This is a genomic window from Caulobacter sp. FW305-C-30-S16, assembly GCF_058783025.1.
The window spans coordinates 1,392,349-1,414,917 of record NZ_JBYSYH010000001.1 but is presented as its reverse complement, the minus strand read 5'-3'; the positions used below and the strand labels follow the sequence as shown (position 1 = coordinate 1,414,917).

The window sequence follows — 22,569 nt, the reverse complement described above, 5'->3', positions numbered from 1 at the left end:
GGACTAGCGAACCTCGCCCTGAAACAGCGTCGGCCAGTCGTCGTACGGCACGCCGCGGCACTCGCCCATCACCCGCGAGAGCAGCAGCTGGAAAGCCTCTCCGGTCCAGACCCAGTGGGTCTCGTCGCCGCAGTCGCCCAGGCCGCGGCCCTTGGAGAAACTGGTCAGGGTGCGCGTGGCCGGATCGTAGTCCAGGTTCATCGGGTCGCTGATGCGGCCCATGCCGAGGCCGGCGGGCAGCGGCAGGTCGATGCGGCGGCCGCCCCGGCCCTGGTCGTCGGCGAGAACCAGACTGTAGACCGCATTGTAGGCGCCGCGGCTGCAGACCGGCGCATAGAGCACGACGCCCGGCGACAGGCGGGCGATCAGCGCCTCCGCCGGCCAGTCGCCCGGCTCTTCGCACTCGCCGGCTGCGGCCAGGGCGGCCTTGGGGACGCTGTCCGGCAGGCCGGTCTGAGGAACAGCCGGAGCCGGGACGATCCGCACCCCGGCCGAAATCACAACGGGGGCCGCGCCCGGCGCCTTGCTGAGCGCGGTCGGCGTCCCCAGCCGGTTCTGCTGCTCGTCGATCCAGATCATCGTCGCGCCGCCGCCCGAGAGCGACAGCGTGAGCGGGTCCTTCTTGCGGCGGGTCAGCTTCAGCACCGCCCCGTCACGGGCGGCGATGGCCAGGGCGCGGGTATGGGCCTCAGGAATCTCCATCCGCCAGAAGCCGTTGCCGTCCTGCGTCGGGTAGAGGGCGCCCAGACCCGGAACCGGCTTGCCGTCGACGTCGAGGAACCACGGGCCGCCGCCGACATCCAGGTCATCCTCGGCGTAGACCGCCAGCACCGCCTTGACCGGCGCGTCGGGACCGTAGGCCCGTTCGAACCGCAGCCAGGCGATCTCGGTCTCGTCCTTCGGCCAGGCGAAGGCGACGCAGGTTCCCAGATTGTCACAGACCGCGGACCAGTCCCGGAAGGTCTTCTGGCCCGCCGCGTGGGACGGCCCGACCGCCAGCAGCAGCGCGCCCAGCGCCGCCGCGCATACCGGGGGAAACGAACCTGACGTCAGAGGGTTTCGCATCCCGTTTTCGTAGCAGACGCGAGAGCCCTCGACCTATCCCCCTTTTTTCGGGAGGCCGGACGGCGAAGACGGCGCGAGGATGGGAGGCAACCCTGGAGGTTCCCCATGCGTCTCGCCCTGTCCTGCCTCGCCGCTACGGCGGCCCTGGTCGCCACACCGGCTGCCGCCGTCGACGCCAACATCATCGATGGCGTGTACCGGGGCGGCTATGTCTGCGCCCAGGGGACGACGTTTCTGGAACTGACCCTGGACGGCGACTATGACGGCCTTGTCCGCGGCACGTTCCGGTTCAACAGCGCGGAATGGGCGGGCGGCTCCAACCGGACCGTGCCCGAAGGCAAATATGCTGTCACCGGCCGGCTCAACAGCCAGGGCCAGATCGTCCTGCAGGGCAGCCACTGGATCCTGCAGCCGGCCGACTATGTCATGGTCGACCTCGCCGGCCTTGTGACGCAGCGCGGGTCACAGGTCGTCATCGCCGGCAATGTCGGCGGCGCGCCGGGCTGCACGACATTCCAGGTCAGCCGCTAGAGGCGCCCTACCCCGCCGGCAGCGGCGGCAGGTCGAGACGCCGGGCGTCGGCCACCTTCACGTAGAGCGCGCGGATCGCCTTATCGAGCGCGGCGTCCCGCGACGTTTCGACGGCGATATGCAGCTCGATCAGGGCCCGGCGAAGCGCGGCGTTCGAGGCGTCCAGCGCGGCCAGCGACAGGTCATCGTCCGGGCCCTTCGCCGCATCGGCGAAGCGCTCGCCGTACACCCCCGCCACCTCGGCGAGCAGGGCCCGTATGGCCCCGTTCTCCCAGACCCGCGCGGCGATCCCGCGCTCGGCTTCCTGGGCGCAGAGCAGCGAGATCATGCCGGTGACGCCGATCCGGGCCTGCAGGAAGTCACCGCTGGATTCGGGAGGCGGCGGCTCCATCAGACAGAGGAAGTTGCCCAGCAGCAGTTCAGGAACGGTCGGGGTCATGCCAGCGCCTCCAGGGCCGCGAGCCGGTCGGCGAGAATGACGTCCTGGCGACGGGCCGTGTACCAGCCCGAAAGGCCGAGCACCGGGTCCTTCAGGCCGCCCGCGCGGTACTCCTTCGCCGAGGAAATCCAGATCGCCTGGCCCTTCACCGAGGCGAACAGTTCCCACCAGGCGAAGGCGGCCGGGTCGACCGTCAGGCCGCTGGCCTTCTCCCAGATCGCGATCGCGTCGGCCTTCGGCAGCATGCCGGAGACGCGGTCGGTCTCGCCGTAGCACCACAGGGGCTCCATGGCCCAGCCGAGGTCCTCCAGCGGGTCGCCGATGTGGGCCATCTCCCAGTCCAGCAGGGCGACGACCTTGCCGGCGCCGTCGTGCATGAAATTGCCGGTCCGGTAGTCGCCATGGACCACCGACAGCTTCTGCGCCGGCGGCGGCGGATTGGCGCGCAGCCGACGGATGCAGGCGCGGACGATCGGCTGGGGATGCTCTTCGTCGGCGTCGATGACGCCTTCCCAGTAGTCGAGCGCGGCCTTCCAGCAGCCGTCGAGCGGCGGCGCGGGCGTCGCCTCGGCGATCGGCAGCGTCAGCGGGTCCGCCGCGGCGATCACGCCCAGATGGCCATAGAACTGCTCGCCGATGGCCCGGGCATGCTCGCCGTAGGGCGCGACGGTGAACGGGCTCTGCGCCTTGCCGCCGTCAATGCGGCCCATGATGAAGAACGGCCGCTCAAGCTCGGCCCCGTCTTCTTCCAGCGCCACGGCCTCGGGGACGGGCAGCCCGACGCCGAAGAAGGACCGGAAGGCCGCGAACTCGAGCTTGCGCTCGGTGTCGATCAGGCTGCCGACGGGGTCGCGTCGCAGGATCAGTCCACGCGTGCGGCCGCCGGCCTCGACGTCGAACCGGTAGGTCTCACGGCTGGCCCCGCCGGGGATGCGCGAGATGGTCGTCACCCGCGCCGGCGTCTCCCAGATGCGGGTCAGATAGGCTTCGAGCTGATCCTGTAGCGTCACTTGGCCATGTCCAGAAGGCCGGCGAAGCCGGACGGACCATGCGGGCCGATGACCAGCTGCTCAAGCACGCCCCTGCCCTTGCGCACCTTGCCCGCGGCGTCGGTGAAGACGACGTCGGACAGGGCCTGGACGTGCAGATTGAACGGCAGAGTCGGGTCGGCCTCGGCCAGGACGATGTTTTCGCGCTCGACGGTCAGCTGGCCGTGCAGCTGGCCGTGGCCCCACTTGGGATGGGTGTAGCCCAGACCCATCATCTGGAACTCATAGAGCGGCTGGAAGGCCACCGAGCCCGCCGGCTTGCCGTAGTCGTCTGTCAGGGTGACGATCGCGCTCTTGGCGTGCCGGGAGTTGCTGCGCCATTCGATGGCCGCGGCGCCGTTGAGATGCTCCATGCCCTCCTCGCCGGCGCCGTCCGGCGCCCAGACCGCGCGCGTGTTCCACGGCCGGCCGGTGGCGTCCTCATTGCTGTGGAAGAAGAAGCTGCCGTCCTCGAAGCTCGACGGCGACCACAGCCAGTAGAACTGCGGCGGCTGTTGCGGCACGACCTCCTGGCTGTCGCGGAAACCGACCGGACGCACGCCCCAGGACCGGTCGCGCGTGCCGACGAAGCCGTCCACCGACCGACGCTCGCCGTCCAGTTCGATCCAGCCGGTATAGGAGCCGTTCTGGGTCAGCCGGGTGTAGTCCATGAAGGTCCGCGTGCCCTGACGGCGGACGAAGCGCGGCTCCTCGATCGGGAAAGCGCGGCCGGTGAAGATGATCTCGCCCTTGAGGCCGTGCTCGGCGGAGTCGACCGTCACCTTCAGCTTGTTCAGCGGCTCGAGGATCTCGATCTTCAGCGGACCGGCGGTCAGATCCATGCGGTCGCCGAGCCAGCCGCTGACATGCAGCGCCGTCTCGACCCCGTTGCGGACGACGACAAAGGCCCCGTCGACGACGTTCAGGTGCGGATAGACGCCGAACGCCACGGCAAAGAAGTCCTCGCCCTCCGTCGGATGATAGCCGTTGAAGAAGTACCGGTCGTAGAAGTTCCGGTCGGTCCCCGAATAAGCGATCGGCTCCGCCGTCTGGTGGATCGGGAAATCGTCGCCCTTGGTCAGCGCCATGGCCTTGCTCCTCCAAACGGCCGACGCTTCTCAGATGAGCGTTTCGGGCCTACAGCCCCCAAAGTGAACGATGACAACCTGACTAGGCAACCGTGACGGAGGGTAAGGCGTGAAAAGCTGGACGAGGCGCACCTGGATGACCCTCGCCGCGATGAGCGGATTCCTCGCGGTGGCCATCGGCGCCTTCGCCGCGCACGGCGTGACGGACCCGGTCGCGAAGGACTGGCTGAAGACCGGCGCGAGCTACCAGTTCATGCACACGATGGCGACGCTGGCCTGCGCGACCTTCATGAACATCGGCGCGAAGCGAGCCCGCTTCGCACCGGCCTTCTTCCTCGGCGGGACCGTGCTGTTCTCGGGTTCGCTCTACGCCATGGCGCTCGGCGCGCCGCGCTGGCTGGGGATGGTCACACCGCTGGGCGGCCTCTGCTTCCTGACCGGCTGGGCGATCCTGGCCTGGGCCGCACGGGACGTGGATAGGGCCTGACGCCCATCCGCCCTCCCATCCCGTCATGGCCCGACCGGTTCGGGCCATGACGTCGCTAGTTTGAGGTCCGGGTCGCGTCCCTCTTAGGCAGCGCCAGCCCCCAGAGCGCGGCGCTCGACCCCAGCAGGCAGATCATCATCACCACGGCCATCGGCCGGGCCGATCCGTCGTGCAGCACGCCCGCGAGCCACGACGCAAACGCCCCCGCGGCGAACGACAAACCGCCCATCAGGGCCGAGGTCGAGCCGGCGCGCATGGGATCAACGCTGAGGGCGCCGGCCATGGTGTTGCCGGCCATAAGGCCGTAGCTGGCCAGGCAGGCGAACAGCAGCGGGAGCAGCAGCCGTGCGCCGCCCAGCCCCGTCAGCCCCGCGATCAGCAGCAGCACGCCGAAGCCCAGCGCCGCGAGGCTGGCCCGGGCCAGGACCTGGTCGGGGTTCAGGCGCCGCAGCAGCATCCGGTTGACCTGCCCTGCGCCGATCACGCCGAACGCATTGCAGGCGAAGACGACGGTGTAGAGGAACGGCGTGAAGCCGTAGGTCTCGATCATAAGGTTCGACGACGAGGAGATGTAGGTGAACAGCAGCGCGCCGTTCAGGCCGCCGCCGAGCGCATAGCCGATCAGTCGCCGGTTCGAGATCAGCACGCGATAGGCCTGCAGCGGAGTCTCCGAACGCGCCTGCCGGGCGGTGGCATCGGAGCGGCTCTCGCGCAGACGGAAGAACACCGCCAGCCCGCACAGCAGGCCGAACAGCGCCAGCGACCAGAAGATCGCCCGCCAGCCGAGGGCTGCGAGCACCAAGGCCCCTGACATCGGCGCCAGGATGGGCGCGAGGCCCATGATCAGCGTCAGCAGCGACAGCATCCGGGCCGTCTCGGTATGGTCGAAAAGGTCCCGCACCACGGCCCGCGCCACGACCGCGCCCGCGCAGCCGCCCAGCGCCTGCGCGAAGCGGGCGGCGATCAGCCAGTCGGGGTCGCGCGCCAGGGCGCAGGCGATGGAGGCGGCGACATAGACAGCAATGCCGACCAGGATCGGCGCGCGCCGCCCGAACCGGTCCGAGGCCGGGCCGTACAGGAACTGGCCGATCGCCATACCGAAAAGGAACACCGCCAGCGTCGCCTGCTGCTGGCCGGCGTCCGCCTTGAGGTCCGCGCCGAACGCCGGGAACGCCGGCAGGTACATGTCGATCGACATCGGCGCGAAGGCCGTCAGCGAGCCGAGGAGAATGACCAGCCCCCAGGGCGTGATCGTCGGACGGGGCGTGGCGGGGGACGGGCTCAAGGTGGGGCGTGTTTAGGGACGGATGCGCTCCAACTCAATCCTCCCCACATCGTGGGGAGAGGGACCGCGCAGCGCGCGGTGGAGGGGCCAGCGCGGGCGCAAGCGGCCTCATCCTGATTTCCGGTCATTCCGGCCAATCCACCGCCGGCCCCTCCACCATGCTCCGCATGGTCCCCCTCCCCGCTTCGCGGAGAGGAATGAAGCGGGCTTGCCTTCCCCAACGACTGCCGGGCAGCATTCCGAAAACACACCCAGGGAAACGCCACATGTCCGCGATCACCGCCATGATGCCGCCCGTGCAGTACGCCGACGTCAACGGCATCCGCATGGCCTACTACGAAGCCGGACCGCAGGGTGAAGGCGTGCCGCTGGTGTTCTGTCACGGGTGGCCGGAGCTGGCGTTTTCCTGGCGGCACCAGATCAAGGCGCTGTCGGAGGCCGGCCGCTGGGTGATCGCGCCGGACCAGCGCGGCTACGGCCTGACCGACGCCCCCGCCGAGGTCGAGAGCTACGCCCTGGAAAACCTGTGCGCCGACCTGATCGCCCTGCTGGACGCCAAGGGCATCGAGAAGGCGATCTTCGTCGGCCACGACTGGGGCGGCTTCGTCGTCTGGTACATGGCCATCCGCCACCCCGACCGCGTCGCCGGCGTGATCGGCCTGAACACCCCGTTCAACGAGCGCGCGCCGGTTGACCCCATCGCCATCATGCGCGCGCGGCTGGGCGAGCGGATGTACATCGTCCACTTCCAGACCCCGGGCGAAGCCGACGCGGTGCTCAACGCCAACGTCCGCAAGGCGATGAACTTCTTCATGAAGCGGCCGATGGACATGCCGGCCGCCCCGAGCGCGGGCTTCGCCACCGAGCGCAAGCCGGGCGATCCGAGCGCCTTCGCCATCGTCGACATGCTGGAGGCCTACGACCCGTCGGTCGACCCGCGCGAAACGCTGATGACCGAGGCGGAGTTCGAGGCGCTGGTCGAGACCTATGAGCGCACCGGCTTCACCGGCGGCATCAACTGGTACCGCAACTTCACGCGCAACTGGCACGCGTCCGAAGGCCTGGAGCATCGTGTGCGCCAGCCCAGCCTGATGATCATGGCCGAGAAGGACGCGGTTCTGCCGCCCTCGGCCGCCGACGGCATGGAAAACCTGATCCCGGACCTCGAGAAGCAGCTGGTGCTCGGCTCGGGCCACTGGACCCAGCAGGAAGAGCCCGAACAGGTGAACCGCATCATGCTCGACTGGCTGGGCCGGCGGTTTCCGTCATAGGGGGCACGTACCTTCGGTACATGTCCCCTTCTCCCTGTTTGTAATTGGCCCCGACCGCCGGGGGGCGCTAGAACCGCTCCATGGATCGCTCAGCGTCGCCGCCCGCCCCAGGTCACTCCAGTTTGCGCCGGAGCCTGTACCCCGAGATCGACGCCTACAGTTTCGGCTGGCTGCAGACCGGCGGCCCGCACGAGCTCTATTACGAAGAGTGCGGCAACCCGAAGGGCAAGGCGGCCATCGTTCTGCACGGCGGCCCGGGCGGGGCGATCAACCCGACCATGCGGCGCTTTTTCGACCCCGCGAAGTGGCGCGTGGCGCTGTTCGACCAGCGCGGCTGCGGCAAGAGCCGGCCCAACGCCAGCCTCGAGGACAACACCACCTGGTCGCTGATCGAGGACATCGAGCGGCTGCGCGTCCATCTCGGCGTCGAGAAGTGGACTGTCTTCGGCGGCTCCTGGGGCTCGACCCTCGCCCTCGCCTACGCCGTGATGCACCCCGAGCGGGTCGAGGGGCTCGTCCTGCGCGGCGTGTTCCTGCTGACCCAGCGCGAGCTGAAGTGGTTCTACCAGGACGGTGCGTCCTTCCTGTTCCCCGACGCCTGGGAGCGGTTCGTCGGCCCCATTCCCAAGGGCGAACGCAACGACATGATCGCCGCCTACCACAAGCGGCTGGTCCACTCCGACCGCAAGGTCCAGGCCGAGGCCGCCGCCGCCTGGAGCCAGTGGGAGGGCGACACCATCTCGATCCGCGGCCCGGAGGCCAGGCCTCCGAAGTTCAACGAGGTCGACTTCGCCATCGCCTTCGCCCGCATCGAATGCCACTTCTTCGCCAACCGCGGCTTCTTCCCCGAGGACGGCTGGCTGCTGAAGCAGGTCGAGAAGATCCGCAAGATCCCCGGCTGGATCGTCCAGGGCCGCTTTGACGTCGTCACGCCGCTGGAAAGCGCCTGGGCCCTGCACAAGGCCTGGCCCGAGAGCCGCTTCGACATCATCTGGGACGCTGGCCACGCCTCGACCGAACCCGGCGTGATCGACGCCCTGATCCGGGCGACGGATGAGGCGGCGCGCCTCCGCTAGACGCGGCCCGCTCGCCGTCCTGAAAAATCGACGCCGTGCGTGGAACCAATCGCGGTCCGGCGCATTCGGGGTCTGGCCAGGGACCATCGCGTCGGTGGCTCCCGGGGGGTAATCGAAGACATGTCCAGCCTGGCGCCGGCCGGCCCTCCGTGGCCGTAGTCCTCATCGTCGAAGACGAGCCCTTCATCCGCCAGGTCGCGGACTGGACGATTGGTGATCTGGGTCACACGACCCTGCTGGCCGACGATCTGGAGAGCGCGCTCGACCATCTGGTTGGCCCGCAACAGATCGACGCCCTGTTCGTGGACATCCGCCTGCACGCCCTGGTTCAGAGTGGATACGAGGTGGCCAACCGCGCGGTCGGCATGAGGCCGCTGTTGCGGGTGCTCTACACCTCCGGAACGCCGCTCTCGACCGCCATGACCGATCAGTTCACCGACGGCGCGACCTTCCTGCACAAGCCCTATACGCCGGCCCAGCTGGAACAGTCGCTGGAATTGCTGCTCCATTGAGCCCAATGGGTGTACGCTCCGGACTTGCGCCGGAGTTCATGTCTCCGAGTCAGGAAACCCGATCACCAAATCACCGGCCGCCTCCTCCACGGAGCCCCTGCCAGGACCGGCCGCGACCTCGACGGTCGACGGCCAGACCGAGGAATCCATCGTCAAGGCCGGCGCGCTGCAGAGCGCCATCTTCAACAGCGCGAACTTTTCCAGCATCGCGACCGACGCCCGCGGGGTCATCCAGATCTTCAACGTCGGGGCCGAGCGGATGCTGGGCTACACGGCGGGCGAGGTCATCAACTCGATTACGCCGGCCGACATCTCCGACCCCCAGGAGCTGATCGCCCGCGCGCAGACGCTCAGCGCGGAACTGGCCACCGACATTACGCCGGGCTTCGATGCCCTGGTGTTCAAGGCCTCGCGCGGGATCGAGGACATCTATGAGCTGACCTACATCCGCAAGGATGGCACCCGACTGCCCGCGGTGGTGTCGGTCACAGCCCTGCGCGACGCGAACGGCGTGATCATCGGCTATCTGCTGATCGGCACCGACAACACCGCCCGCAAGCTGGTCGAGGAAGAGCAGAAGAAGTCGGACCAGCGGCTTCGAGACCAGCAATTCTACACCCGGTCGCTGATTGAATCGAACATCGACGCCCTGATGACCACCGACCCCTCGGGGATCATCACAGACGTCAACAAGCAGATGGAGGCCCTCACGGGCTGCACGCGCGACGAGCTGATCGGCGCGCCGTTCAAGGACTGCTTCACCGATCCGGCGCGGGCGGAGGCCGGCATCAAGCGGGTGCTCAGCGAGAAGTCCGTAACCGACTATGAGCTGACCGCCAGGGCCCGCGACGGCAAACAGACCGTCGTTTCCTACAACGCCACGACCTTCTACGACCGCAGCCGCACCCTTCAGGGCGTATTCGCGGCGGCCCGCGACGTGACCGAGCGCAAGCGCGTCGAGGCCGAACTGCAACAGGCCAAGGCCGACGCCGAGAGCGCCAGCCGCACCAAGTCCGACTTCCTGGCCAGCATGAGCCACGAAATCCGCACGCCCATGAACGCCATCATGGGCATCGCCGACCTGCTGGCCAAAACCAGCCTGACGCCCGAGCAGGACAACTTCGTCCAGATCTTCCGTCGGTCGGGCGACAATCTGCTCAACCTGATCAACGACATTCTCGACCTGTCGAAGGTCGAGGCCTCGCAGCTCGATCTGGAGCGAACCGGCTTCGCGCTCGGGGATCACCTGGAAAAGGTCATGGAGATGGTCGCCGGCCGGGCCCATGAGAAGGGCCTGTCCCTGACCTGCGAGATCGCGCCGGGCGTCAGCAAGGACCTGATGGGCGACCCGACGCGGCTGCGGCAGGTTCTGCTGAACCTGCTGGGCAACGCCATCAAGTTCACCGAGACGGGTACGGTCTCGCTGAAGGTCGAACCTGATCCGGACCTCGCGGTCCCGACCGCCTTGCGGTTCAGGGTGTCTGACACGGGGATCGGCATCGCCGGCAACAAGCTCGCGCAGATCTTCGAACGGTTCACCCAGGCGGACTCGTCCACCACGCGTCGCTTCGGCGGCTCGGGGCTGGGCCTGACCATCTCAAAGCGTCTGGTCGAGTTGATGGGCGGGCGCATCGGCGTGACCAGCACGGTCGGCAAGGGGAGCGTCTTCACCTTCTCGGTGCCATTCGAAGTCTGGGCCGCCGCCGCCCGGACGGTCAGCGCCCCGCTGGGCGCTGGACCGGCCGTCGCCCTGCCGCGCCTGCGGATCCTGATGGCCGAGGACTCGCCGGACAACCAGACGATCACCCTCGCCTATCTCGAGGACACCCCCTACCGGATCGATGTCGCCGAGACCGGCAAGGCCGCCTTCGAGATGTTCCGGACGGGCGACTACGACCTGGTGCTGATGGACCGGCAGATGCCCGTCATGGACGGACTCTCTGCGACACGCGCCATCCGGGCCTGGGAAAAAGCCAACGACCTGGCGCCGACGCCGATCATCGCCCTGACCGCCTCGGCCCTGAAGGGCGACCGGGAGACCTGCCTCGCGGCGGGGTGCACGGCCTATCTGACCAAGCCGATCAAGCAAGAGACCCTGCTGCAGGCGATCTTCGACTTCTCGGCCGTGGCGCAGGCGGTGCTGGCGAGACGCGTCAAGGCCGAGGCCCTCTCGCTACCGCCCGGCCCGCGCGTCGCCCTGCGCGTACCGGCCTACCTGGAAAACTGCCGCCAGAGCGTGGTCGACATCCGCAACGCTCTCGACCGCGCCGATTTCCCGGCCGCGACGGTGCTCGGGCACAATCTGCGGGGAACGGGCGGCGCGTTCGGTTTCCAGCACATCACCGACATCGGCGCCGGCCTGGAACTGGCAGCCGAGGAGTCCGACATCAAGGCCTCGCGCGGCTGGGCGACAGAGCTGGATCGCTATCTGGACGATCTCAGACCGCTGCCGGCCGCCTGACGAGCCCGTCAGCCCCGGAGCGGCTTGAGGGCTTCGGCCCATCGGTGCAGTTCATCCAGCGCCTTGCCGGCCGACGCTTCCTGCATCGGTCCCGGCTTGAACACGCCGTCCTCGATATGTTGCCCGGCCATGTGCACCGACACCTGCTCCGGAATCGGCATGATCTTCAGCGTCGTCAGGATCTGTTTTTCCATCTGCACCGCGCGCAGGCCGCCAGACACGCCGCCGTAGCTGACGAAGCTGGCCGGCTTGTAGTTCCATTCGCGGTAGAGGTAGTTCAGCGCGTTCACCAGCGCCGGCGGCGGGCCGTAGTTGTACTCCGGCGTAACGAACACGAAGGCGTCGGCCTGGGCGACGCTGGCGCTCCAGGCCTTGGTGTGATCGTGCTCGTAGCTCTGCATCATCGGATGCTTCGGCTCGTCGTAGACGGGCAGATTGAAGTCGGCGATGTCGATCAGCCGGGCGTCGAACTTTCCGTGCGCGACGGCGGCGTCATGGAACCAGCGGGCGATCGTCGGACCGACGCGGCCCGGCCGGGTGCTGCAGATGATGGTCTGAACGACGAGGGACATGGCGAGCTCCTGTTTCGCCACCACTCCTGTTCCAATTCGCGCGCAATGTCACCTGGAAAGGCGACTACATCAGCGCGCCTCTCCCGCTTGTGACTTCGGAATAGCGGTGCACGCGCACCGACTGGACCAGACCGAAGCCGATCATCACCGTCAGCATGACCGTGCCGCCATAGCTAAGCAGCGGCATGGGCACCCCCACGACCGGGGCCAGGCCCATGACCATGGCGCCGTTGATAAGCACATAGAGCGCGAACGTGGCGGTCACCCCGGCGGTGGACAGGCGGCCGAAGTGGCTGTGGCTGATCGAGGCGATCCGCAGGGCCATGAAGATGATCGCGCCATAGAGGAACAGGATCGAGAAGCAGCCGGCGAACCCGAACTCCTCGGCCAGGGTCGCGAACATGAAGTCGGTGTGCTTTTCCGGCAGGAAGTCGAGCTGGCTCTGGCTGCCGAGGCCATAGCCCTTGCCCAGCAGGCCGCCGGCGCCCAGCGCGATCTTCGACTGCAGGATGTGATAGCCGGACCCGGACGGATCGGCTTCCGGGTTGAACAGCACGTCGACCCGCCTGCGCTGGTAGTCGTGCAGCACGAAGAAATACATGGTCGGCGCGGCGACAGCGACGGCGGCGATGCCGGTGGCTATGAACTTCCACGACAGGCCGGCCAGGATCATGATCGCGACCCCGGTAAACAGGATCAGCAGCGAGGTGCCCAGGTCCGGCTGGTGCGCCACGAGCAGCGTCGGCAAGGCGATCAGGAGGGCCGGGATCAGCAGCCACCAGCTCGCGCGGGCGTTGTCGGCCGACATGCCGTGATAGAAGCGCGCCAGGGCGAGCACGATGCCGATTTTCATCACTTCCGACGGCTGGAACCGCAAAGGCCCGATCTCCAGCCAGCGCTGCGCGCCCTTGGCCGAGTCCCCCACCAGCTCCACCCCGACCAGCAGGATGAGGGCCACGGCGTAGATCGGATAGGCCAGGGTGAACCACAGCCTCAGGTCGACCATCGCCAGCACGATCATCATCACGAAGAACACGCCGAAGCGGATCAGGTGCGGCGCGGCCCAGGGCTCCCAGGAGTTGGGCGCGGCCGAGAACATCATCATTCCGCCCGCCCCCGCGATGAGGCAGAGGATCAGACAGAAGGTCCAGTCGATCTCGGCGAACTTGACGATCAGCCGATCGCGCTCGCCGGGACGGGTCAGGCCGCCACTGGTCATTGGGGCGCTCCCGGTGTGATCGGCGGCGGCGCGCCGACGGCGGGCGCGGGCGGCGCGGCGCCGACGGCCAGGGACGCTTCATCGAGCTCGGGCATCGGCAAGGGCTTCTCGATCCGCGCGCGCAACTCGGGGTCCTTCAGCAGGGCGACCCGCATGACCTCGCGCGCCCGTGGCGCGGCGGCGGTGGCCCCGCCCAGGCCGCCGTGCTCGATCAGCACCGAAATGGCGTAGCGCGGGGCGTCGATCGGGGCGAAGGCGATGTACCAGTTGTGATCCTTCAGCGCCCAGCGGACGCCGGCGCTCTTGCGCGACTCGCCGTCGCGGAACACGCGCACCTGCGCCGTGCCGGTCTTGCCGGCCATCAGCACGTCGCCGAGCCCGAGCTGGCTCTGGCGGAAGGCGGTGCCGGACGTGTCGTTGGCCACGGCGATCATGCCGCCGCGGACGTAGTCCATCAGCTCCTTGGGATACGGCAGGTCCGGCACGGCGTTGCCGGGCGGCCGGTCCACGCCGCCGACCGACTTGATCAGGCGGGGATTGAGGGCCTTCACCCCATTGGCCAGACGCGCGGTCATCACCGCCGACTGCAGGGGGTTCACGTTGATATAGCCCTGGCCGATCCCGTAGTTGACGCTGTCGCCCGGGTGCCAGGTTTTGTCCTTCTTGAAGTTCTTCCGCTTCCACTCACGCGAGCCGACGATCCCCTTCTTCTGGCCGGGGATGCCGATGTCGAACGTCTGCCCGAGGCCGAAGGCGCGAGCGGCCGCGGCGATGCCGTCCGGCCCGATCTTCAGCGCGGTCTGGTAGAAGTAGATGTCGCAGGAGTTCTTGATCGCATCGTGCATGTTCTGGGCGCCGTGCCGGCCCCAGCAACGCCATGTCCGCCCCCCGAAGTACCAGCTGCCGCTGCAGTTGGTCCGGATGTTGGGGTCGACGCCGGCGGACAGCGCGGCCAGGGCGACCATCGGCTTGAAGGTCGACCCGGGCGGGTAGGTGCCGCTCATCACCTTGTCGAGCAGCGGCTTGCGCTCGTACTGCGCGAGCGCGCGGTATTCCGGTCCCGACAGGCCCTTAACAAAGCGGTTGGCGTCAAAGCTCGGCGTCGAGGCCATGCACAGCAGGTCGCCGTTCCGGCAATCCATCACGACGATCGCGCCGCTTTCCTCACCCATCACTTCAAGCGCGCGGTTCTGGATGTCCGCGTCGAGGGTGAGGCGGATCTCCTTGCCCGGGGTGGCGGGAATGTCGCCGCCGGGATCCTGGCGGACCACGCGCCCCCGGGCGTCGACCTCCTGCTTCTGCGCGCCGGACTTGCCCCGCAGATCGATGTCGAACGCCTTCTCCACGCCCTGACGGCCGATGCGGAAACCCGGGTTGTAGAGCAGCGGATCAGGACTGATCCCGGCCTTCTTGGCCGTCTCGATGTCCTTGTCGTTGACGCGGGCGACGTAGCCGATGACGTGCGCGAAGGCGCCGCCATAGGGATAGACCCGCACCTCGCCCATGTCGGCCGTCACCCCCGCCAGTTCAGGCGCCCGGACGTTGATGCGGGAAAACTCCTCCCAGCTCATGTCCTCCATCACCTGGACCGGCGCCTTCTTGGGCGCGCGCTTGATGTCGCGGATCAGGCGCTCGCGGCGCTTGGCGTCAATCGGCACCAGCGTCGCCAGGTCATCGACCGTCTTTTCTACGTCCATGTCCGTTTCCCGCGACACCAGCAGGCGGAAGTTGGGACGGTTTGACGCGAGCGTGACGCCGTTGCGGTCGAGGATCAGGCCGCGCGGCGGCGGCACGATGCGGAAGTTGAACTGGTTGGACTGGGCGAGCTTCTGGTAGCGCTGCGCCTCGACGATCTGCAGGTGGACCAGCCGCCCGGTCAGCGCCAGCAGACCCACGCCGGTCAGGCCACCCATGAGAAAGGCGCGACGCGTGAAGGCGCCCTGCTTCTCGTTGACCTCGCTGAAGAAGATTGTCGGTTCGCTCATCGGAACCTCACGTCCGCGTCTTCAAAGCGGTCGATCAGGCGGTGGGCGAACGGATAGAGGATGGCGGTCGCGAGCAGCTGCCAGACGACCCCGACCACGCTCGGCGCGGCCTTTACGTCCAGCATCGTGACCAGGTAGCCGGTGACCATCGCGACCACGGTCATGCCGGCGTACCAGGCCCACATCATCGGGCGGCTCTGGCCGGTCATCATGTTGCGCATGGCCAGCGTCACCGCATAGGCGAGCAGCAGCGAGACGACCCAAAGGCCGAGCGTTCCGCCCCAGTAGATGTCGAGAAACAGGCCCAGCAGCAGCAGCACCACGGGCGCCAGGATCGACGGACGGATCACGGCCCAGCCGAACGCGCAGACCATCGGAAAGATCGGCTCGGGCAGCCGCAGGCCGAACAGCTGGATCGGCGCCGCCAGCAGGATCGTCGCGCCGATGCACATCAGGGCGGGCACGCCGATCCAGCGCCACGGGTCCAGAGGCCGCGCGGCCGAGAAGCTCATTGGGCGGGCCCCGCCGGCGCGGCCGCGGGGGCCTTCTGGGGCGGTGTCGCGGCCTTCGGCGTCGGGACGGCCGGCGCGGCCTTCTGGGGCGGCGTGGTCGCCGGGGTCTTGGCCGCGGGAGTCTTGGTCGCGGGTGTCGCCGCCGCGGGGGCCGACGCGCTGATGATCCGGTCGTCGGGGTTCTCGGTGATCACCGGCGGCAGGCGCGTGGCGGCCAGCGCCTGCTGATCGGCCAGCTGCGAGTAGTCCTTGAACTTCAGGATGCGGATCCAGTCGATCGCGCCCGCGTCGGCGTCGAGCACGACACGCCAGCGACCGTCGAGACCCTTCACGGCGCGACCCACGGGGAGGCCGCGGGGCAGCACGCCGCCGTCGCCGCTGGTCAGCACCCGGTCGCCGTCGTGAACCGCGTCGCGGCCACGCAGGTAGTCGAGCTTGGGGTTGGGTCCTCCGTCGCCGGTCAGGATCGCCCGGGCGTTGCTGCGATCGATCATCACTGGCGTGCGCGAGGCGACGTCGGTCAGCAGCAGGATCCGGCTCGCATTCCGGGAGACGCCGACGATCCGGCCGACCAGCCCCCGCTCGCTGAGCGCGGGATAGCCGACGACGACGCCCGCGTCGCTGCCGGCGTTGGCCAGCCGCGCATTGGCGAACGGACCGCGCGAGTCGGTGACGGCGCGGGCGGTGACCATCGGAATCGGCGGGTCGGTCCTGACCCCCAGCATGGCGCGCAGACGCTCGTTCTCGTCGCGCAGCCGCACAGCCTCGTCGGCCTGGGCCTGGAGGCCGGCCATCACCTTGTGCAGGCGACGGTTCTCATGGGCGACGGCCACATAGCTGCGCAGCCAGCCGAGCAGGTCGCCGGTCCAGCGGCCGGGCGCGGCGACCGCGCCGCCGACCGGCGCGGAGACGGTGTCCACGGCCTGGCGCGCGGCGCCGTACGCTTCAGTCTGGAACGTCTCGCGACGGTCGCTGAGCAGAATCGAGACGCCCACGACGCCGCAGACAATCAGGGCCACCACTGCCATCCAGGTCAGCGGAACCTTCAATTCGCCGAACGAATCCTGACGCAGAGCCACCCGATGTCTCCGTCAGGGCCACCCCCGGCCCCGACTCATATGCTGATGTTACGCGAGAGTGCTTTCCAGCACGCCCTTCATCCACTTCGGGTGTTCAAGAACCTTGCCACACCCGAGCGCGACGCAGGACAGCGGGTCGTCGGCCACCGTCACCGGCAGACCGGTGTGGTCGCGGATCTCGGCGTCCAGGCCCCGCAGCAGCGCGCCGCCGCCGGTCAGCATGATGCCCTTGTCGGCGATGTCGCTGGCCAGTTCGGGCGGCGTCGCCTCGAGCGCGACCTTCACGGCCTCGACGATCTGGTTGACCGGTTCGGCCAGGGCGTCGGCGGCCTGCTTTTCGGAGATGCGCACCTCGCGGGGCACGCCCTGCATCAGGTCGCGGCCCTTGACGTCGATCGACAGGCCTTCGCCGTCGGCCGGCGCGCGGGCGGTGCCGATTTCCTTCTTGATCCGCTCGGCGGTGGTCTCGCCGATCAGCAGGTTATGGTGGCGACGCATGTAGCTGATGATCGCCTCGTCCATCTTGTCGCCGCCGACGCGCACGGAGCGCGAATAGACGATGCCGGACAGGGACAGCACGGCCACCTCGGTGGTGCCGCCGCCGATGTCGACCACCATCGAGCCGGTCGGCTCATGGATCGGCAGGCCGGCGCCGATCGCGGCGGCCATCGGCTCGTCGATCAGCCCGACCCGGCGGGCCGAGGCGTTGAGGCAGGAATCGTTGATCGCGCGGCGTTCCACGGCGGTCGCGCCGGACGGCACGCAGACGATGACCTTGGGGTTCACGAAGCCCTTGCGGTTGTGAACCTTGCGGATGAAATACTTGATCATCTCCTCGGCGACTTCGAAGTCGGCGATGACCCCGTCGCGCATGGGACGGATGGCTTCCATGTGGCCCGGCGTGCGGCCCAGCATCTGCTTGGCCTCTATGCCCACGGCATGGACGATCTTGCGGCCGCCCACATTGCGAAGCGCCACGACGCTCGGCTCGTTCAGGACGATGCCCTTGCCCTTCATGTAGATGAGGGTGTTGGCCGTTCCGAGATCGATGGCGATGTCGTTGGAAATGGCGCCGAAGAGAGAGCCGAACATTCAGAGCCTTGATTCTGAGAGCTTTTGGGACGGGCGGGTCGGAGCCTGCAAGTCCCACACCAGACCAAGGGCGCGCGCCCCGGAGCGCCGCATAGCCGAGGTGACAGGGCAAGCTGACATCACGCCGTGTGCACCGCGAACGTGTTGATTTCAAGGTCTATTGCGAATGGGTTTTAACCGAATGCGGCGAGGACCACCCCGAGCGCCGTGACACCCCCGGCGAGCCATTGGCGTGGCGTCACCCGTTCGGCGAAAAGCCGCCGTCCGGCGAGGGCGGCCATCGGCATTTCGACCACCCCGACCGCCCGCACGGGACCGGCCGGCGACAGCGCCAGGGCGATGAACCAGCCGGCCGACGCGAGCGCTCCGAAGAGGCCCGCCCCCATCGAGACCCGCCAGGATCCGAGCGCCGCCATCAGCGAACGCCGGTCCTTCAGGGCCATCCACAGCGTCAGCCCGGCCGACTGCATGGCCTGGACGATGGCCACGGTCACCAGGGCCGCCGGGATCGGATGGGCCGGGTCGAGCGCCAGGGCGCTCTGGCGAAAGGCGTTGGCCGAGATGGCGAAGCAGAAGCCGGATAGCGTGCCGAGCCCGGCGGCCGTCCAGTCGCGCGTCGCCTCGCCTGTTCGCGGCCAGGACAGGACGATGAGGCCCGCGCTGGCCAGCAGCACCCCGCCCCAGCCGCGCAGGCTCAGGTGGTCGCCGAACATCAGCAGACCGAGGATCGCCGCGAACGGCAGGCCGCTCTGCTGGAACGCGGTGCCGAGCGCGAAGCTCGACCGCTGCATGGCCGTCAGCAGGGCCGCCGTGGCGCCCAGCTGCATTGTCCCGCCGAGCGCCGCCCAGGCCAGCGTGACCGGCGTGACCTGAAGGTCGGCCGGCATCAGCAGCAGGGCCACGCCCGAGAACACCAGGCTGAACGGCAGGCCGAACAGGAACCGCACCAGGGTCGCGCCCCACGGCCCGGCGCCGGTCAGCAGGCTGCGCTGCGCCGCGTTCCGCGCAACCTGGCAGGCGGCGGCCGCGACGGTGATGGGGATCCAGAGCATGGAGGCGGGCTAGAACCCGCTGGCGATCGCCGTGTCGGGCTTGCCCTTCTCCTTGCGGGAGAAAAGGTTGTTCAGCGCGTTGACGTAGGCCTTGGCGCTGGCCGTCAGGGTGTCGGTGTCCGCCGCCTGGCCGGTGGCGATGCGGCCGTCCTCTTCCAGACGGACCGAAACCTGCGCCTGGGCGTCGGTGCCCTCGGTCACCGCATGCACCTGGAACAGGCGCAGCGCGGCGGCGTGCGGCACGATCTCGTGGATGGCGTTGAACACCGCGTCGACGGGACCGTCGCCGCTGGCCTCGGCCTTCTTCTCCACGTCGTCGACCGAGAGGGTCAGTTCAGCGGACTGGCCTTCGGTGCCAGCCACGACGCGCAGATGCACGACGCGGATCCGCTCCGAACCACGGGCCAGGGCGTCGTCGACCAGCGCGATCAGGTCGTCATCGAAGACATGCTTTTTCTTGTCGGCCAGTTCCTTGAACCGGACGAACGCCTCGTTCAGGGCGTTCTGGCCCAGGTCGTAGCCCAGCGCCTTCAGCTTCTCGCGGAACGCATGGCGACCCGAGTGCTTGCCCATGACCAGGTTGGTGGCGCCCTGCCCCACGTCCTCGGGGCGCATGATCTCGTAGGTCTCGGCGTTCTTGAGCATGCCGTCCTGGTGGATGCCGCTCTCGTGCGCGAACGCGTTCTTGCCGACGATCGCCTTGTTGAACTGCACCGGGAAGCCGGTGATGGCCGAGACGTAGCGGCTGGCGCGAGTGATGTGGATCGGGTCGACATCGCTGTCGAAGCCCAGGGTCTCGCCCCGGACCTTGAGGGCCATGACGATCTCTTCCAGCGCGGCGTTGCCGGCGCGCTCGCCGATGCCGTTGATCGCGCACTCGACCTGGCGCGCCCCGCCCTGCACCGCGGCGATGGAGTTGGCCACTGCCAGGCCCAGGTCGTTGTGGCAGTGGGCCGAGAAGATCGCCTTGTCCGAGTCCGGCACGTTCAGGATCACGTTCCGGAACATCAGGGCGTATTCTTCGGGGAAGCTGTAGCCGACGGTGTCGGGCAGGTTGATCGTGCGGGCGCCGGCGCGGATGGCGGCGTCGACGCAGCGGTAGAGGAAGTCCGGCTCGGTCCGGGTAGCGTCCTGCGCCGACCATTCGACGTCGTCGCACAGGTTGCGGGCGCGGGTGACCGACTGGACCACGGCTTCCAGAACCTCGTCCTGCGACAGCTTCAGAATGTAGTCCCGGTGCTGCGGGCTGGTGGAGATGAAGGTGTGGATCCGGCCACGTTTGGCCGGGCGGATCGCCTCGGCGCAGCGGTCGATGTCGACGGCGGCGGCGCGGGCGAGGCCGCAGACGGTGCTCTCGGTGACGATCTGCGAGATGGCGCGGACGGCCTCGAAGTCGCCGTTGGAGGCGATCGGGAAACCGGCCTCGATGACGTCGACGCCCATCTCCTCGAGGATCTTGGCCAGTTCGAGCTTCTCGTCGTGGCTCATCGAGGCGCCGGGCGACTGCTCGCCGTCACGCATGGTGGTGTCGAAAATGATGACGCTGTCGCGCTTGGCGGCGGATACGGGGGCGGTCATGGGAATTACTCTGCGTTGGCCGAATGCTTGGGATCAGGTGCGAGTCGAATGAGCCCCTGAGCGCCCGGCCGCGATCAAGCGGTCAGGCGGACGCCCAGGGGCGGCTAAGCCCCGTGGCGCGTAGAAGCAGACCGGTGTGATCGCATTGCATGGGCGCTGGATAACGGAATCCGGCGATTCAAGCAACAGTCTTGCGCCGGAGCGGCCACACACCGCGTCCTGCGCAAGAACTTTCCGTCCGTGTGCGGGCCTACTCCGGTCGCGTCACGATCGGAAAGGCGCCCGCCGGCCGGTCGAACCAGCCGACGAGCTTCTGCAGCGCCAGCGGACTGCCCTGGATCTTGGCCTCGCCCGACATGACCTTCGGTCCAAGCGGCGCGCCGGTGAACAGCGACTGCAGCAGCAGAGCCCTCGGCAGGGTCAGGGTGGCGTCGGCCTTCACCCCATCGCCCGCCGGCTCGGCGGTCAGCACCTGGTTCCGCACCTGCACCAGATAGCGCTCGTTGCGGTCCGGGAAGACGAACAGGATCCGCAGTTCGGCGTCGCCGGCCTTGGCGGGATCGAGACGCACAGCCAGCAGATCGAAGATCATCGGCGTGGGCAGGTTGGCGACCATGTCGGGCGAGCCGGCCGACAGGCTCGCCTGGATTCCGCCGCGCAGTTCGGCGGCGGCCATAAGGTACATGTTCCGCCACAGGGAGCTCTCGGCCTGGTAGCCCATCTGGTCATAGGCGCGGGCAAGGGCCTCCTTCGCCTCCATGTTGGCGGGCGCCGACAGTACGACGTTGTTCAGCAAGGTCGCGGCCCAGCGGTAGTCGCCCTTGTCGTGGGCGGCCTGGGCCAGCGCGATCACCTTGCCCGCACCGCCCATGGCCTCGACATAGCGACCCGCCTCGTCCGCGGGCGGCAGCACCGCCAGATGCACCGGATTGGCGTCGTACCAGCCCATGTAGCGCTGATAGACCGCCCGGCTGTTGAAGCTCATCGTGCCGTAGTAGCCGCGGTTGAACCACTCGCGGGCCAGAACCGGCGGCAGCGCGATCCGGTTGGCGATCTCGGCGCCGACATAGCCCTGGTTCATCAGGCGAACGGTCTGGTCGTGCAGGAACTTGTAGGCGTCGCGGTGGCTCGCCAGATAGCTGCGCACCACGTCGCCGCCGAACCTCGGCCAGCCGTGGCTGGTGAACATCACCTCGGTGCGGTCGCCATAGAGGCCGATCGACTCCGACAGATAGCCCGCCCAGGCCTTCGCATCCCGGACCAGCGCGCCGCGCGGCGTCAGCACGTTGTGCATGGTCGCATTGGCGTTCTCGGCCATGCAGAGGACTTTCAGGTCCGGGAAGTAGATGTTCATCTCGGCCGGCGCTTCCGTGCCCGGCGTCACCTGGAACTCCATCCTGACGCCATCGACGGTCAGGATCTCGCCGGTCCGGTGAACGCTCACGGTCGGCGCGATCAGGGTGATGGTGCCGCGCGAGATGCCCTTGCCGATGCCGGAGGTCATCTGGCCGTCCCGGCCCGGCGCCAGCCCCGTGCCGAACTGGTAGTTGGCCCGGCGGCTCATGGCCGGACCGGCGATCACGTTCTCGCTGACGGCTTCCTCGAGAAAGCCGTGCGGCGCGATCACCTGCACCTTGCCGGCGTCGACGTCAGCCTGGCTGATCACGCCCTTCACGCCGCCGAAGTGGTCGGTGTGGCTGTGGGTGTAGATCACCGCCACGATCGGCCGGGCGCCGAGCTTCTCGGTCACCAGCGCATAGGCCGCCTTGGCGACCTCCGCCGTGGTCAAGGGATCGATGACGATCCAGCCGGTCTGGCCCTTGATGAAGGTGATGTTGGAGACGTCGAAGCCGCGCACCTGCCAGACGGTCTCGCTGACCTGGAACAGACCGCTCTTCGACAGCAGCTGCGCCTGACGCCAAAGGCTGGGGTTCACCGTGTCCGGCGCCTCGCCCTGGAGGAAGTCATAGGCGGTCAGGTCCCAGGCCGCGACGCCGTCGGCCCTGCGGATCACCGGATCGGCCAGCGTGCCCACGTAGCCGCGCGTGGCGAAGTCGAAATCCTGGCGATCCTCGAACGGCAGGGATTTCTTGAGCGCGGCCTGCGCCCGGATCGTGGCGGTGGAAGGCGCCTCCGCGGCGCGCGCCGGCGCGGCCAGCAGCAAGGACGCCATCAGGACGGCAGACAGTCGGCGCATGGAATCCTCCCCGGAGACTCGTGATTGATCCGACCCTAGA

At 68.3% G+C, this 22,569-nt stretch carries 21 protein-coding genes; 6 read left to right on the top strand and 15 right to left on the bottom strand.

The genetic code is table 11. The features are described from left to right. Positions 1-3 precede the first annotated feature (3 nt). Positions 4-1,065: a DUF1176 domain-containing protein gene (locus AC3WJT_RS06955; RefSeq protein WP_492342337.1), complete on the bottom strand. Its 1,062-nt coding sequence runs from the start codon at positions 1,063-1,065 to the stop codon at positions 4-6. 105 nt (positions 1,066-1,170) lie between these two features. Here AC3WJT_RS06955 and AC3WJT_RS06950 point away from each other — a divergent pair, with 105 nt between their 5' ends. Then, positions 1,171-1,596 carry a hypothetical protein gene (locus AC3WJT_RS06950; protein ID WP_492342336.1) on the top strand — a complete coding sequence of 142 codons (426 nt, stop codon included), beginning with the start codon at positions 1,171-1,173 and terminating at the stop codon, positions 1,594-1,596. A gap of 7 nt (positions 1,597-1,603) precedes the next feature. Here the strand turns inward: AC3WJT_RS06950 and AC3WJT_RS06945 are convergent, their stop codons facing one another. From AC3WJT_RS06945 to AC3WJT_RS06935, 3 genes are read right to left on the bottom strand one after another with little or no spacing between them, the layout of a single operon-like run. Then, a complete protein-coding gene (locus tag AC3WJT_RS06945) occupies positions 1,604-2,035 on the bottom strand; it encodes a hypothetical protein (protein WP_492342335.1) in 432 nt (143 codons plus the stop codon). Continuing rightward, on the bottom strand, positions 2,032-3,045 hold the full coding sequence (locus AC3WJT_RS06940) for a phosphotransferase family protein (RefSeq protein ID WP_492342334.1): 1,014 nt from the start codon (positions 3,043-3,045) through the stop codon (positions 2,032-2,034). Before AC3WJT_RS06940 ends, AC3WJT_RS06945 begins: the two co-directional genes overlap by 4 nt. After that, positions 3,042-4,151 (bottom strand): Rv3169 family protein, encoded by a 1,110-nt coding sequence (locus AC3WJT_RS06935; protein WP_492342333.1) that lies wholly within the window; start codon positions 4,149-4,151, stop codon positions 3,042-3,044. The genes AC3WJT_RS06940 and AC3WJT_RS06935 overlap by 4 nt, the downstream gene beginning before the upstream one ends. A gap of 109 nt (positions 4,152-4,260) precedes the next feature. Between AC3WJT_RS06935 and AC3WJT_RS06930 the strand changes: the two genes are divergently transcribed. Next, on the top strand, positions 4,261-4,638 hold the full coding sequence (locus AC3WJT_RS06930) for a DUF423 domain-containing protein (RefSeq protein WP_492342332.1): 378 nt from the start codon (positions 4,261-4,263) through the stop codon (positions 4,636-4,638). Positions 4,639-4,693: 55 nt separating this feature from the next. Here the strand turns inward: AC3WJT_RS06930 and AC3WJT_RS06925 are convergent, their stop codons facing one another. Further along, the gene (locus AC3WJT_RS06925) at positions 4,694-5,923 is read right to left on the bottom strand and encodes a multidrug effflux MFS transporter (protein ID WP_492342331.1); all 1,230 of its coding nucleotides are present in this window, start codon (positions 5,921-5,923) and stop codon (positions 4,694-4,696) included. A 266-nt stretch (positions 5,924-6,189) separates the two neighbouring features. Between AC3WJT_RS06925 and AC3WJT_RS06920 the strand changes: the two genes are divergently transcribed. The 3 genes from AC3WJT_RS06920 to AC3WJT_RS06910 all read left to right on the top strand — a co-directional run bounded on the left by AC3WJT_RS06920 (position 6,190) and on the right by AC3WJT_RS06910 (position 8,782). Next, complete coding sequence (locus tag AC3WJT_RS06920; protein WP_492342330.1) at positions 6,190-7,194, top strand: alpha/beta fold hydrolase; 1,005 nt, start codon at positions 6,190-6,192, stop codon at positions 7,192-7,194. Positions 7,195-7,274: 80 nt separating this feature from the next. Then, positions 7,275-8,270 carry a prolyl aminopeptidase gene (gene pip / locus AC3WJT_RS06915; protein ID WP_492342329.1) on the top strand — a complete coding sequence of 332 codons (996 nt, stop codon included), beginning with the start codon at positions 7,275-7,277 and terminating at the stop codon, positions 8,268-8,270. Positions 8,271-8,419: 149 nt separating this feature from the next. Continuing rightward, a complete protein-coding gene (locus tag AC3WJT_RS06910) occupies positions 8,420-8,782 on the top strand; it encodes a response regulator (RefSeq protein WP_492342328.1) in 363 nt (120 codons plus the stop codon). Positions 8,783-8,818: 36 nt separating this feature from the next. On the opposite strand, the gene AC3WJT_RS06905 is transcribed toward AC3WJT_RS06910, so the two are convergent. After that, entirely contained in the window at positions 8,819-9,013 is a 195-nt protein-coding gene (locus tag AC3WJT_RS06905; protein ID WP_492342327.1) for a hypothetical protein, read from the bottom strand. Between AC3WJT_RS06905 and AC3WJT_RS06900 the strand changes: the two genes are divergently transcribed. Continuing rightward, a complete protein-coding gene (locus AC3WJT_RS06900; protein ID WP_492342382.1) occupies positions 8,931-11,243 on the top strand; it encodes a hybrid sensor histidine kinase/response regulator in 2,313 nt (770 codons plus the stop codon). The genes AC3WJT_RS06905 and AC3WJT_RS06900 overlap by 83 nt on opposite strands. A gap of 8 nt (positions 11,244-11,251) precedes the next feature. Here AC3WJT_RS06900 and AC3WJT_RS06895 read toward each other — a convergent pair whose 3' ends face one another. The 9 genes from AC3WJT_RS06895 to AC3WJT_RS06855 all read right to left on the bottom strand — a co-directional run bounded on the left by AC3WJT_RS06895 (position 11,252) and on the right by AC3WJT_RS06855 (position 22,529). Further along, complete coding sequence (locus AC3WJT_RS06895) at positions 11,252-11,815, bottom strand: NADPH-dependent FMN reductase (RefSeq protein ID WP_492342326.1); 564 nt, start codon at positions 11,813-11,815, stop codon at positions 11,252-11,254. A 64-nt stretch (positions 11,816-11,879) separates the two neighbouring features. After that, entirely contained in the window at positions 11,880-13,034 is a 1,155-nt protein-coding gene (rodA, locus tag AC3WJT_RS06890; protein WP_492342325.1) for a rod shape-determining protein RodA, read from the bottom strand. Then, positions 13,031-15,019, bottom strand: coding sequence for a penicillin-binding protein 2 (gene mrdA / locus AC3WJT_RS06885; RefSeq protein WP_492342324.1), 1,989 nt, complete (start codon positions 15,017-15,019; stop codon positions 13,031-13,033). Before mrdA ends, rodA begins: the two co-directional genes overlap by 4 nt. Continuing rightward, a complete protein-coding gene (locus AC3WJT_RS06880; RefSeq protein ID WP_492342323.1) occupies positions 15,016-15,531 on the bottom strand; it encodes a hypothetical protein in 516 nt (171 codons plus the stop codon). Before AC3WJT_RS06880 ends, mrdA begins: the two co-directional genes overlap by 4 nt. Then, positions 15,528-16,610: a rod shape-determining protein MreC gene (mreC, locus tag AC3WJT_RS06875; protein ID WP_492342322.1), complete on the bottom strand. Its 1,083-nt coding sequence runs from the start codon at positions 16,608-16,610 to the stop codon at positions 15,528-15,530. The genes AC3WJT_RS06880 and mreC overlap by 4 nt, the downstream gene beginning before the upstream one ends. A gap of 48 nt (positions 16,611-16,658) precedes the next feature. Next, the gene (locus tag AC3WJT_RS06870; RefSeq protein WP_488900710.1) at positions 16,659-17,702 is read right to left on the bottom strand and encodes a rod shape-determining protein; all 1,044 of its coding nucleotides are present in this window, start codon (positions 17,700-17,702) and stop codon (positions 16,659-16,661) included. 173 nt (positions 17,703-17,875) lie between these two features. Further along, positions 17,876-18,754, bottom strand: coding sequence for a DMT family transporter (locus AC3WJT_RS06865; protein ID WP_492342321.1), 879 nt, complete (start codon positions 18,752-18,754; stop codon positions 17,876-17,878). A gap of 9 nt (positions 18,755-18,763) precedes the next feature. Further along, a complete protein-coding gene (locus AC3WJT_RS06860; RefSeq protein ID WP_492342320.1) occupies positions 18,764-20,332 on the bottom strand; it encodes a 2-isopropylmalate synthase in 1,569 nt (522 codons plus the stop codon). Positions 20,333-20,582: 250 nt separating this feature from the next. Beyond that, positions 20,583-22,529 carry an alkyl/aryl-sulfatase gene (locus AC3WJT_RS06855; RefSeq protein WP_492342319.1) on the bottom strand — a complete coding sequence of 649 codons (1,947 nt, stop codon included), beginning with the start codon at positions 22,527-22,529 and terminating at the stop codon, positions 20,583-20,585. Between the last annotated feature and the right edge of the window lie 40 nt (positions 22,530-22,569).